General features: G+C 68.4%; 10 protein-coding genes. 6 read left to right on the top strand and 4 right to left on the bottom strand.

Features of this window, described 5'->3' with window-relative positions; translation table 11 throughout:
- Both ACWC2B_RS11960 and ACWC2B_RS11955 read right to left on the bottom strand, forming a co-directional pair.
- Window positions 1-1239, bottom strand: a complete 1239-nt coding sequence (locus ACWC2B_RS11960; protein WP_450716340.1) for a hypothetical protein — start codon at window positions 1237-1239, stop codon at window positions 1-3.
- 191 nt (window positions 1240-1430) lie between these two features.
- On the bottom strand, window positions 1431-1565 hold the full coding sequence (locus tag ACWC2B_RS11955) for a DLW-39 family protein (protein ID WP_003958712.1): 135 nt from the start codon (window positions 1563-1565) through the stop codon (window positions 1431-1433).
- A gap of 220 nt (window positions 1566-1785) precedes the next feature.
- On the opposite strand from ACWC2B_RS11955, the gene ACWC2B_RS11950 reads away from it, so the two are divergent.
- The 3 genes from ACWC2B_RS11950 to ACWC2B_RS11940 all read left to right on the top strand — a co-directional run bounded on the left by ACWC2B_RS11950 (window position 1786) and on the right by ACWC2B_RS11940 (window position 4061).
- On the top strand, window positions 1786-2175 hold the full coding sequence (locus tag ACWC2B_RS11950) for a DUF6344 domain-containing protein (protein ID WP_450716339.1): 390 nt from the start codon (window positions 1786-1788) through the stop codon (window positions 2173-2175).
- 332 nt (window positions 2176-2507) lie between these two features.
- Window positions 2508-3296 (top strand): GntR family transcriptional regulator, encoded by a 789-nt coding sequence (locus ACWC2B_RS11945; protein WP_450716338.1) that lies wholly within the window; start codon window positions 2508-2510, stop codon window positions 3294-3296.
- Between the two features lie 3 nt (window positions 3297-3299).
- Window positions 3300-4061, top strand: a complete 762-nt coding sequence (locus ACWC2B_RS11940) for a glycosyltransferase family 2 protein (protein ID WP_450716337.1) — start codon at window positions 3300-3302, stop codon at window positions 4059-4061.
- Window positions 4062-4156: 95 nt separating this feature from the next.
- Here the strand turns inward: ACWC2B_RS11940 and ACWC2B_RS11935 are convergent, their stop codons facing one another.
- Window positions 4157-5086, bottom strand: a complete 930-nt coding sequence (locus tag ACWC2B_RS11935; RefSeq protein WP_450716336.1) for an FkbM family methyltransferase — start codon at window positions 5084-5086, stop codon at window positions 4157-4159.
- A gap of 140 nt (window positions 5087-5226) precedes the next feature.
- Complete coding sequence (locus tag ACWC2B_RS11930) at window positions 5227-6465, bottom strand: amidohydrolase family protein (protein ID WP_450716335.1); 1239 nt, start codon at window positions 6463-6465, stop codon at window positions 5227-5229.
- 176 nt (window positions 6466-6641) lie between these two features.
- Here ACWC2B_RS11930 and ACWC2B_RS11925 point away from each other — a divergent pair, with 176 nt between their 5' ends.
- The 3 genes from ACWC2B_RS11925 to ACWC2B_RS11915 all read left to right on the top strand — a co-directional run bounded on the left by ACWC2B_RS11925 (window position 6642) and on the right by ACWC2B_RS11915 (window position 12526).
- The gene (locus ACWC2B_RS11925) at window positions 6642-7091 is read left to right on the top strand and encodes a DoxX family protein (protein ID WP_450716334.1); all 450 of its coding nucleotides are present in this window, start codon (window positions 6642-6644) and stop codon (window positions 7089-7091) included.
- Window positions 7092-7359: 268 nt separating this feature from the next.
- Window positions 7360-7950, top strand: coding sequence for a hypothetical protein (locus ACWC2B_RS11920; RefSeq protein ID WP_450716333.1), 591 nt, complete (start codon window positions 7360-7362; stop codon window positions 7948-7950).
- Between the two features lie 568 nt (window positions 7951-8518).
- Window positions 8519-12526: an nSTAND1 domain-containing NTPase gene (locus ACWC2B_RS11915; RefSeq protein WP_450716332.1), complete on the top strand. Its 4008-nt coding sequence runs from the start codon at window positions 8519-8521 to the stop codon at window positions 12524-12526.
- Window positions 12527-12564 lie beyond the last annotated feature (38 nt).

Below are 12564 nucleotides of genomic sequence, written 5' to 3'. Positions count from 1 at the left end.
CTACCAGGCGCCGGGCGGGCCGAAGCCCTGCGGGCCGGGGGTGGCCGCGCGCCTGCGGGCGACCAGCGTCCACACCCCCAGTCCGGCCACGAGCACCGTGCCCATGCCGATTCCGAGGGCCGCGACAAGTTTCATCGAGCCGTCGACGGCAGAGGAGCGGCCCGCCCCGAAGTCGGGCGCCCGGCCCGCGTAGGAGGGACCGGCTTTCGCCTCGCCCCGTACGGTCAGCCGCAACATCAGGTCGTACGGCGCGTTCCCGAAGGTCTGACCGACCTCGGGGCTGAGGGAGACGGCCAGGTAGTAGGAGCCGCTGACCCGCATCGCCGAGGTCTCGTCGGTGGTCGAGTAGCGGTTCTCGTAGGCGACCGGCGCGAGGGGGTCGAGCGCGGCCTCCTTCTGCTTTCCGTCGTACGGCGCCGACGCCCCGGAGACGAAGCCCCGCGCGGGGTTGTAGAGCTGGAGGGAGAGGGCCGTGCCGATATAGCCGTCCTTTGCGGCCGAGAGGCTGCCCAAACCTCCACTGGCGAAGAGTTGTTGGCCCCAGTCGAGCGGCACCCGGTAGAAGAGGGTCTCGCCCGGCCGGACGGCGTCCTTCCACTGCCCTGGGGACAGCGCGGTCGCGTCGTGGAAGCCGGTACCGCCGTGGGCCTGGCGCGGGGTTCCGGCCGGCGGGGCCGGTGACACGGACGGCCAGCCGGAGGGCGCCGTGCTCGGACCGGCCCCCCTGCGGGTGGGCTCGGTCGTGTAGCGCAGGTCGAGCCCCCAGTCGGAGGGCGTGGAGGCCGCGTCGCTCTCGCGCTCGACCACCATGTAGTAGGTGCCCGGCTCCTGACAGGTCGACAGGCTCTTGCGCACGGCGCGGTAGGCGTAGGCGGCGATGGGGTGCGGGTACTGCGCCGAGCCGATCGAACGGCGCTGGGAGTCGCAGTCCTCGCCGCCGGCGTCCTGGAGCGACACCTTGATGGAGTCGCCGTAGGCGAGCTTCGCGCCCGCCGGCCCCGGCAGGGCGACCGCCGACGCGTAGGCGTCGGTCTCGCCGTCCAGAACCAGCTGGAAATAGAGCTTGCCACCGGGCTTGATGACCGACCTGTAGGCGGTATCGGCCTTGAGCACCGGCCCGTCGGTGTTCTTCGCACCCCCCGACACGTCCTGTACGCCCTCGGGAAACCGGTACGAAGACGGCGGCCCGGCCGCGTGCACGGGCCCGGGCGCCGCCAGGAGCGCGCCGAGGGCGGCCACCGCCGCCCCGATCCTCCGTGCCGCCCGCCGTGACCTGCTGTGCCTCGTCCGCACGTCGCCCCGCCCCACCTTTGCCCTCGCAAGTCAACTATTCGCTCACGTGAACTCAACAGCGTCCGGGGCATGCCCCGGGACAGCACGAAGCCCCGGCCACCACAGTGGCCGGGGCTTCGCAACCGGGTCTTTCGGTCTCACACACCCGAACCTGCGGGCACGGAGTCGGTCGCCTCCGTCCACAGATCCTGCTCGGCGCGATCCGCCTGGATCTGGCGGTACACGAGGAGCCCGCCGATGGCGGCCAGTGCGACCAGGAGAAGCTTCTTCACCGCGCGACCTCGTCTTTCCTTGACGTAAGGGACCTCTGTCGCCCGACTATACACACCGATCGATATCAATCGGTGATGCTCCATCCGTGTGTAGTTCATCGGAACATCCACCGATACGGTGCGTCGCTCCTCGCCTCCCGCATGGCCCCCGCACATCATCGGATACAACGCAATTCGGGCAAGCCATCAGCACACTGCTTACGGAAGAAGCGAGGACGTCATGGCAAACAGCAAGCTCACGACCTGGTGGACCGCACTCACCGGGGCGCTCGTCGCCCTCCTCGCCTTCTTCGGTCTGGCCGCCGGCCAGGCCACCGCCGCCACGGCTCCCGTACCGCAGCACGACGCGACGTACAACCGCAGCGAACCGGCCACCTCGGCTGCGCCGACCGTGCGATGGGCCCTGCCCGCCGCCTCCGCCCTGCCGCCCACCATGAAGCAGCGCATCCGCGCCGAGGCCCATGGCGCCTCGCCCTCCTCGCGGCACCGCGACGACGCCCCCGACTCGGCCGACGACCAGGCGGCACCCGGCGACCCGGCGGCCCCCGGCAACGACACCACCGAGGCGGCCCCCGACGACCAGGCCGGGGCCGAGGCCCCCTCCCCCTGACCCACCCCCGCTCTGCCCGAGCTGCGAGCCCGGCAACTCCCCCGAGTTGCCGGGCTCCTCGGTGTCCTGGGGACATCGGCCGTACGGATCCCCACCGCCCGAGCCCCCTCCTGCGCCATCCGTCGCCCCCGGCGGCCCGGCAAACACCACAGCCGCACGCCACAAGGCGCCCGAAGCCGGGACCACCACGCCCCATGAGCATCCGCGACCCGGGACCCGCTCCAGTCCTCTTCTGGAGTTGCCATGACCATGACCCGCCACCCCTCCACTCATCAAGTCCTCTTTAGGAGTCGTATGCTGAGTCACGTCGGACAACGGACCGGGGAGCACCCGTGGCAAAGGCGTACGAGCGGATCGCGGACGAGCTACGCGCGGAGATTCGCGCAGGTCAGCTGAGGCCTGGCGACCGATTGCCCGCCGAGTCGGCGCTGGTTGAGCGCTTCGGCAAAAGCCATGTGACGATCCGAGAGGCTCTCCGTGTGTTGCAGACCGAAGGGCTGATCGACAAACAGCACGGCCGCGGTTCCTTCGTCCGTCGCCCGCGCACGCTGGTGCAGCGCGCGAACAGTCGGCATCAGTGGGAGAAGAACCGCGCGCGCCAGCCGGAGGAGCAACGAGTCCGGACCGGCGCCACCGAGAAGGACACCGGCCTCGCAGTCGACGACCTTGTGTTTCATGCCTCGTACCGCGAGATCAAAGCGCCCAAGGATCTCGCCGAGGCAATGGGAGTGCCCGAGGGCACCGTTCTGGTTGAGCGCACGTATCGCACGCGGTACAGGGCCGAACGCGCGCCGTTCAGCTTGGTCACTTCGTATCTGATCCGCGAGCGGGTCGAGAGCAACCCGGACCTCCTGGACGAGACCAAGGAGCCCTGGCCGGGCGGCACCTGGAACCAGCTCTACACCGTGGGCATCGAGATCGGCCGCGTGGAGGAGCGCGTGACCGCTCGACCGCCGACGGCGGAGGAGGCGGAGGAGCTCGACCTCCCGCCCGGCACATCGGTGCTGATCCTGAGAAAGACCTCGTACGACACCGAGGGCCGCGTTGCGGACGTATCCGATGTCACGCTTCCTGGCGACCGCACGGAAATGCTCTTCACGACTCACTTGGAAAGGTGGTGAGCCGTGAGCCGGCGCATCATCATCGTCACGGCTGTTCACGCCCCGTCGGCGCACTTCCTGGCCGACGCCCACAAGTCGCTCTGTGAGCAGGAGCTCCCCGAAGGGTGGGAGTGGCACTGGCTCATTCAGGAGGACGGCATGGGCGACGAGGTCGCCCCTCACGTCCCCAACGACGAGCGGGTCTCGTTCCGGCAAGGGCGTCGTGGCGGCCCCGGAGTCGCTCGCACCATAGCTCTCGCTCGCGCCGACGGCGAGTATGTGAAGGTCCTGGACGCCGACGACCAGCTTCCCCCTGGCACGCTCGCCCGTGACCTCGCGGCGCTCGAAGGCGACCCGTCCCTTGGGTGGGCGACGTCCCGCGCACTCGATCTGCTCCCCGACGGTTCGACCGTCGGCTTCCCCGGCGACCCCGACCACGGCCCGATCGAGCGCAAGGCCGTGCTCGACCACTGGGCGGCGCACGACTACCGAGCCCAGGTACACCCGGCCACGCTCTTCATCCGCCGCGATCTGCTTGTTGCGCTCGGCGGCTGGATGGCGCTCCCGGCCTCGGAGGACACGGGCCTTCTCCTCGCGTTGAACGCCGTGACGCGGGGTTGGTTCTCGTCGGAGGTGGGGCTCCTCTACCGCAAGTGGGAGGGGCAGGCCACCGGCCAGGCCGCACACACCGACGCCGCGGAGCGGGACGCGCGCATGGCCATTGTGGAAGCACGGGCGCGCGCGCTGGACCACTTCCAGTGGCGCTACCCGATCAGCGCGGGCTGATCGGGACCTCGTACTCGACCGGGCCTCAAGCCTGCGGCGATCCTGGGAGGGCATTCAGAGCCTGTGTCTAAACCCCGCCCGGGCCCGCGCGGGGTTTAGACACAGGCTCTCAGTTCCTCGGCGTCGATGCGGGAGAAGACGAGTTCTGTCTCCCCTTCGATCGGCCCCCGCCAGCGGACCGGTGCCACGGGGTGCCGCATCGCTCGTGGGTAGCTTGCCGGCGAGTAGTCAGTGGGCAGCCGGTAGGCATGGAACCCGTGCTTCTGCATGGTCTCCAGCAACTCCTCGACGGAGTCGCCGAGTTGTGCCATTCGGTCCGGGGTCACCTCCACGGCAATCTCCGCATCCGGTCGAAGCTGATCAAGCAGGGGAGCGAGGCCGCGGACGACTCCGCCCTCCGCGCCCTCCACGTCAATCTTGATCACACGCGCTCCGGCCACCTCGTCCGGCTGAAGGAGCTCCGGCAGAGGTGAAGCCTCCATCTCGAACGTGGACTCCGCCGGACCGTCGTACGGGACGATCGAGTTGGCGCCCATATTCCGTGAGCTGGCGAGCACGAACGTCAGCGTCTTGTGCTCGTCCGACACAGCGGTGTTCACCGCGCGGACGTTGTCGCACTGATTGAGAGCCGCGTGCCGCAGCACCCTGCGGTGGAACGCAGGCGATGCCTCGATCGCCACTACCCGCCCGGTACTGCCCACAAGGCGGGAGCCGAGAACGGCGAACACCCCGATGTTGGCGCCCACGTCCACGAACACGTCACCGGGGCGCAGCCGGCTCTGGAGCCAGCCGGTCATGTGAGGCTCCCATGCCCCGAAGAGATACAGGAAGCGCTGAATCAGATCGGTGGTGTCGACGGCGAATCGGGCGCCTGATCGGTCCTGGACCACACGCTGCCGGGGATGATCCCGGAGGTACGGGTTCAGAAACCGCTCGGCCAGTTCTGCCTTGCCGAGGACGCCTGGAGCATCACGAACGTACCTGCGTCCGAGCGTGACCAGCACATCTGCGAGAGGGGTAGCCATGCGCTCGCCTTCCGTGGATTACGAGTCACCGTAACCAGAACACCGGCGGCGGTACGTTCCAGGGCCGTGTTCACTCGCGGTCGAGCTCCTGTCCTGGCGATGACAAGCGGGAAGGGGAGCTCGGGCCCCGCCCGAGCAGTTTAGAGCCGCACAAGATCCGAGCGACCTTGATCGAAGGGGAGACTCAACATTCGGATGGCGTTCCCCCTCAGCAATTTATAAGCGACGTCATCAGGAAGTCCGGCCATGTGCTCGGCCGCCACCTGCTTCGTGTTCGGCCAAGTCGAGTCGACATGCGGGTAGTCCGTCTCAAAGGTCGCGTTGTTCACGCCCACGGTCTCGATGGCCTCGATGCCGTGCCTGTCGCGGAAGAAGCAGCAGAAGATCTGCCGGTAGTAGTACGAGGACGGCGGTTCCGGGATCAGGTCCTTCACGCCGCCCCAAGCCCGGTGCTCCTCCCATACGTCGTCCGCTCGCTCCAAGGCGTACGGGATCCACCCCATCTGACCCTCGCTGTAGGCCAGCTTCAGTCGCGGGAACTTCACCAGGACCCCGGAGAAGAGGAAGTCCATCATCGACGCCATGGCGTTGTTGAAGCTGAGCGCGGCTTGAACCGCCGGGGGAGCATCGGGTGACGCTGCGGGCATCTGCGACGACGAGCCGATGTGCATATTCACCACGGTCCCCGTCTCCTCACAGGCCGCGAAGAACGGATCCCAGTAGCCGGAGTGGATGGACGGGAGGCCAAGGTACGTCGGGATCTCGGAGAAGGTCACCGCACGGACCCCGCGAGCAGCGTTGCGCCTGATCTCCGCGACAGCGAGATCGATGTCCCACAAGGGGATGAGGCACAGCGGAATCAGCCGGCCCCCGCTGTCGCCGCACCACTCCTCCACCATCCAGTCGTTGTACGCGCGCACGCAGGCGAGCCCGACCTCCTTGTCCTTGGCCTCGGCGAAGGTCTGCCCGCAGAAGCGGGGGAAGGTCGGGAAGCAGAGCGAGGCCTCGACGTGGTTCAGGTCCATGTCCTCCAGGCGGGCCTTCGGGTCCCAGCAGCCTCGGCGCATCTGCTCGCGTGTGATGCCGTCAAGCGTCATCTCGTCGCGGGAGAAGCCGACGGCCGCGATGATGCGCTTGTACGGGAAGATCGCGCCCTCGTACTCCCACCAGTCGGTGATCTGGCCCTCCGGATCGGTCGTGAACCTGTACTTCCCGCCGACGTACGCCAGCTCGCCGATGCCCGCGGTGAAGGGCTTCGGGCCTCGGTCCCGGTACTTGCTCGGAAGCCATCGCTCGAAGAGGTGCGCGGGCTCGATCACATGGTCATCCACGCTGATGACCCGGGGGAGTTCCTTGGAGCTGGCTTCGTTGATGACCACGCGATTGCCCCCTACTGCCTGCCGGTCCGCGACCGTTTCTGACGGTCCATCAGATTCAGCGTATGGGCGCGACGGACCCAACGGCAAGCGGCAGCACCGAACTTGGCTCTTGCGGGATCGGGACGCATCCGCTGAACTGACGTGCCGTCAGTTCAGCGGCCCGGAGGGGTGACCTGATGCAAACGATGTGGCTCAGCGGAGCCGAATGGCTCGCGGTCCTACGGATCGGCCTCGGCCTCTGGTGGCTGGAAAGCTGGCGCCACAAGGACAAGGCGGACTGGTTCCAGGGCGGTGGCATCGCATGGGCCGCCGGCATCGCCGAGAAGCATCGCTGGCAGCTCGTCCAGTCCGGCTTCGCCCTGGTGGTCAAGCCGCGCCCGCGGCTGATGGCGTACGTCGTCGCATACGCGGAACTGGCCCTCGGGCTCGGCCTCGTCTTCGGCCTGCTCACCCCGATCGCCCTCGTGGGCGGGCTCGTACTCAACCTGATCTATCTCGTGCTGATGATCCACGACGTGGCCGAGCTGGGCCAGAACCTCATGATGGCGCTGATCTCGGTCGTCTTGCTGTTCGGGCTGGGGTGGCAGGCCTGGTCTGTTGATGAGCTGCTGGGGTTGTTTCTGTAGCGGCGCCTCGCCCGGCCATGACTTCGGCGTCGGCGGCAGCATGACCGGCGAAACAGCATCCGGAGCGCGATCTCCTGCTCCCGCCTCCTCGCTCCGGCTCATGACGTGACGCTCGGCCAGATCGCCGCGCGTACCTGATCCGCCGCCACGTATCCCTGGTCTGTTGGTGCCCGGCATGCCACCCTGCCCGGCATCGTCCGCTCTCCGGCGTGGTCATCCGGCGGAGACCGTCACGCGCACTGTCGTCCTGGTCGACGAGGAGAAGACAATGAGCGAGCAGAACCACGACCAAGAAGAGGGCACGCCGGCCGGAGGTGCCGAACAGCAGGAGACGGCGAACTCCTTCAGGGCGTGCCACATGGCGCGCGCTCAGAGCGCTGCCTCACGGGCCGCCGCGGTCTTCCGCTACATCGAGGGTGTGGGCACCGACGAGAAGCGCTCGGATGGGGCAGCAAGGGCAGAGATCCTCTTCAAGGCCACCCACGCTGCCCGCGTAGCCGCTCAAGCCCTCGCCGTTCTCTCCGAAAGCCAACCCCATCCCGCAGCGGACTCCCGCTGCGCGAGGAACGCCGCTGCGGCGGCCTCCCAGGCCGCCCAGATGGGCCAACTCCACGACGACGGCAGTGAGCTTTCCGCGGCAGCCGCCCGAGCTGCCGTCAAGGCGGCCCAAGCCGCCGGGGCCGCTTCGGTAGCGGGGGCCCTGGGCGAGAACGAGACCCTGAACGCCGAGGCGGACGCGGCCGAGAAAGCCGCCGTCGCAGCCGCCGAGGCTGCCGGTTGGATACGCCCGGGGGAGCAGATTCCTGAGGTCTCGACCGGCACGCGGAGCGCTGACGTGATGGCGATGATGCACTTCTGACGCGCCCCGACCGAGGTCTCGTGCCGGCAAAGGCAGAACAAAGGCAGAAGAGGCCGCTCTCTGAGAGAGCGGCCTCTTCTCTTTCCACGTCGTCCACGGCCGGCGTCATCGTCGGCCGCCCTGCTTTCCTACCGCCTGTGTGCTGCGGCGCCGGTCCCTCCCCTGTGGGGACCGGTGCCCCACCACACGGGCAACGCCGATCCGCGCCAGTGCGGCACGGATCAAGAAGAGGCCGGACCCGTGGTCAACACCACTGCGGTCCGCATGGACTATCTCTCTGGACCCTCAACCCACACGAGGAGACCGTCGCCGCCATCTCGTTACTCCGACGTAAGTTGACCGAGAACACGCGACGTCATGATTGACCTCTCCGAGCACTGAGCTGGTGGCCTGACCGGGTTACGCCCTGTTGCTGCCCTGCTACGGCGAGATCCTGCCAGGTACGGCTTCGCGCGAGGAGGTCCGGACACCGCGCTAGCGGCATAGCCGCAGGTCAGCCCTATAGGGTGAGTTTTCCGGTCCGGATGCTTGTGCCAGCCGCGGGGGCTAGTGAGAGGTGGAGGAGACCTTGAGTTCAGGCTCAGGGGCACGCACGGCTTTCGCGGAACGTCTCGCGCTGCTGTACCAGGAAGCCGGCGCCCCTCCCCTCAAGCGCGTCGCTGAGGGAGTCGTCCGACTCCAGCGGATCGACGAGCGAGGGCGTCCGGTGCGGGTATCCGCCCAGCGGATCAGCGACTGGCGACGGGCCAAGAACGTGCCCGCCCAGTTCGCCGCCCTCGCAGTGGTGCTGCACATCCTGATACCCGAAGCGCGGCGCTCGCGGCCTGCCCCTGTGTCCCCGGGTCTGTACGACCTGGCTCACTGGCAGCGGCTGTGGGAGCGCGCGGTTGCCGACCCGATCGGCGACCGCCCCGCGCCGTCCGCGGAAGAGAAGGAACGGCCGCCGGCCGAAGCCCCGGCCGTCCCTGGTGGCGTGTGCCCCTACCGAGGCCTGGCTTCGTACCGTCAGCAGGACGCCCGCTGGTTCTTCGGCCGAGAGCGGAGCACGGACGCCCTCGTCGCTCAGCTCCGCGCGGTGGAGAAGACGGGTGGCCTGGTCATGCTCGTGGGCGCCTCAGGGGCAGGAAAATCGTCCCTGCTGAACGCCGGCTTGGTGCCCACACTGCAGGACGGCACTCTGAGCGGCGAGAACGGTCAGGCGCGGAAGGTACTTCAACTCGTACCCGGAGCCGATCCTGTCGGGGAGCTGGCCCACCGGATCCCCGAGCTCGCAGCCGTCGTCTCCGCCGTGAAGGAACCAGGCGGCGAGGCGCCCAGCACGCCGCAATTCGGGCATGCGGTGCGGCAGGCCGTTTCAGCCTGGGCCCAACGCCGGACATCTTCCGCCGCTCCTCCAGTGATCATCGTGGACCAGTTCGAGGAAGCGTTCACTCTCTGCTCTGACGAGGCGAACAAGCGCCAATTCATCCAGCTCCTCCATGCGGCCTGCACGCCCGGCGACTCCGGTGCCCCAGCCCCCGTGCTGGTCGTCCTCGGCATACGCGCCGACTTCTACGAGCAATGCCTCGCCCATCCGGAACTCGCCGATGCGCTGCAGCACCGGCACATGGTGCTCGGCCCCCTGACCACCGCGGAGTTGCGTGAAGCGGTGACCGGCCCGGCCAAAGCCGTGGGCATGGAACTCGAACCCGGACTGACGGAGCTGATCGTCCGGGAAGTGACCATCGACGGCCCCCAGGGGGCACAGAACGCGGGTGCGCTGCCGCTCCTCTCCCACGCCCTGCTCGCCACCTGGCAACGGCGGAAGGGAGGAAAGCTGACGCTGGCCGGCTACCGCGCGGCGGGCGGAATCCAAGGAGCGGTAGCGGCGACCGCCGAGCGTGCCTGGTCGGACCTCGACCCGGCAGCACGCACAGCCGCAAGGCTGCTCCTCCTCAGGCTGGTCAGGCTGGGCGAAGACACCCAGGCCACACGTAGGCGGGGGACACGTCGCCAGCTGGCGGAGGAGTCAACGGACTCCAACAAGACGGAGGAATCGCTTGAGGCACTGGTTCGCGCCCGATTGGTGACGCTCGACGCCGAGACCGTGGAGATCACCCATGAAGCGCTGCTCCACGCCTGGCCGCGCCTGCGTGACTGGATCGACGAGGACAGGGCCGGCAACCTGCTGCGCCAGCGGCTGGAGGAGGACGGCAGGGCCTGGGAGGAATCGAGCCGTGACGCGTCTCTGCTCTACCGGGGTTCCCGTCTGGAACAGGCCCGCGCCTGGGCAAAGTCTGCCGGCGACACCTTTCTGACTCGGGCCGCGGTGGAGTTCCTGGCCGCTTCGGTCAAGCTGCGCAAGCGCACGGTCTGGATCATGCGCAGTGCGATTTCGGCTCTTGTCGTCCTGGCGATGCTGGCTGTCGGTGCGGCGGTGGTCGCATGGCAGCAGCGGGACGACGCCGTGTTCGAGCAGGTCGTCGCGGAAGCTGATCGGGTCCAGCACACGGACCCGTCGCTGTCGGCTCAGCTCGCCCTGGTGGCACACAACTTGCGGCCGGACGACGAGGGCGCGAACAACCGGCTGATCTCGATAGTGAACGCCCCCCTGGCCACGCCGCTCCTCGGCCACACCGGCGCCGTCTACCTCACCTCCTTCAGCCCGAGCGGACGGATCCTGGCCACCGCCAGCTACGACCGGACCGTTCGGCTGTGGGACGTGGCGGACCCGGCTCGCCCCCAGCAAATGGGGCAACCTCTCACCGGCCACACGAGTTGGGTGAGCAGCGCCGTCTTCAGCCCGGACGGCCACACCCTCGCCAGCGCTTCGGACGATGGCACGGTGCGGCTGTGGGACGTACGGGATCCCAGCCACCCGCAACCGCTCGGTGCGCCTTTGACCGGTCATGACGGCACGATCTACCTCCTGGTGTTCAGCCCGGACGGACGCACTCTTGCCGGCGCCACGGAAGATCACATCGTTCGCCTGTGGGACGTGGCCAACCCCAGTCGGCCAAAGGAGCGTGGCGTCCTGACGGGCCACACCGCCGCCGTACGTTGCGTGGCGTTCAGCCCCGACGGACGGACGCTGGCAGCGGGTGGCGACAACGGCTCCATCAGGCTGTGGGACATGACCGATCCGGATCATCCGGTGCAGTTCGACACGGTCCTGACCGGCCACATGAGCACGGTGCACTCCGTGGCCTTCAGCCCCGACGGCCACACTCTCGCCACCGGGGGCAAGGACGACACCGTCCGGCTCTGGAATGTGGCCGACCCACGTCACGCGGCGCTGATCGGTTCGCCGCTCACCGGCCACACCGGTCCCATCTGGTCCGTGGCCTTCAGCCCTGACGGGTCCATGCTCGGCGCCGGCAGCGCGGACAGCACGGCGAGCCTGTGGAACGTCAGCGATCCGGCCTACCCGTCGCAGGTCGGCGAGCCTCTCGCGGGGAGCAGCGGCGAGATGTACGCCTTGGCCTTCAGCCCCGACGGCCGGACCCTCGCCACGGGAAGTGGTGACAGCAAGGTCCGTCTGTGGTCGATACCGGCGTCGGACATGATCGGCCGCGTCGGGGCGTTCCGCCCGGATGGGCGGGTTCTCGCGACGGCCGCGCGCGACGACAGGGTTCGCCTGTGGAACGTGGATGCTCCTGGCCGGCCTGTGTCGCTGGGCAAACCGTTCACGCCCGGGGAGGGTGACGCGCGTTCGCTGGTGTTCTCCCCCGACGGCCACACGCTCGCGGTGCTGATGGGAAACCAGTCGGTGCGGCTGTGGAACGTCTCCGACCCGACTCGGCCCGTCCCCTACGGGCCACCCATCGCGTTGCGGACCCGATTCTCGGGAGCCGATTCGCTGGCCTTCAGTCCGGACGGGCGCACGCTGGCAACCGACTACGACGACCGCACCATACAGCTGTGGGACGTCAGCAACCCGTCCCACCATGTTCCGCTCGGCACGCCGCTCACCGGACACAAGGGCTACGTCAACTCCCTTGTCTTCAGCCCGGACGGCCGAACTCTCGCCAGTGGCAGTGCGGACGACACCATCCGGCTCTGGAACGTGGCCGACCCGCGCCACGCGGCACTGCTCGGGTCGCCTCTCACGGGGCACCTCGGGCCCGTCAACACGCTCTCCTACAGTCCGGACAGCAAGACGCTGGCCAGCGGCAGCGACGACGACACCGTCCGGCTCTGGAACATCACCAGCCCGGCCAAGGCGAGCCGGCTGGGACCCCCGCTCACCGGCCACACCGAAGCGGTCGTGTCCCTGACCTTCAGCCAGGACGGCCGCACCCTGGCGAGCGGCGGCAACGACAACACGGTCCGGCTCTGGGACATCGCCCACCCGTCCATGGCCTCGCCGATCGGCCAATCGATGAGCCCCAACGCCAAGACGGGAAATTTCCTGTCGTTCAGTCCCAGAAGCCACATGCTCGGGGTGTCGAGCGGCAGCGACACCGTCCGGCTGTGGAACTTGGACGCCGACGAGGCAATCAGCCGCATTTGCTCAACTACGCGGGGCGTCCTGACACCGGAGAAGTGGCACGAGAATCTGCCTCGCCTCTCCTACGCGCCGCCTTGCGACCAGTGACCGGGCAGCCGTGATCCCCGTCACAAAGCGTCATTGCA

The sequence above is a fragment of the Streptomyces sp. NPDC001415 genome (assembly GCF_053597395.1).
Note: the sequence above shows the minus strand (reverse complement) of the source record. Positions and strands in the feature narration are given on the sequence as shown.

Bases quoted from the DNA above. Each gene is read 5' to 3' on its own strand.
- ACWC2B_RS11950 (WP_450716339.1), top strand. From the start codon at position 1,786: ATGGCAAACAGCAAGCTCACGACCTGGTGGACCGCACTCACCGGGGCG.
- ACWC2B_RS11920 (WP_450716333.1), top strand. From the start codon at position 7,360: ATGAGCGAGCAGAACCACGACCAAGAAGAGGGCACGCCGGCCGGAGGT.
- ACWC2B_RS11925 (WP_450716334.1), top strand. From the start codon at position 6,642: ATGCAAACGATGTGGCTCAGCGGAGCCGAATGGCTCGCGGTCCTACGG.
- ACWC2B_RS11935 (WP_450716336.1), bottom strand. From the start codon at position 5,086: ATGGCTACCCCTCTCGCAGATGTGCTGGTCACGCTCGGACGCAGGTAC.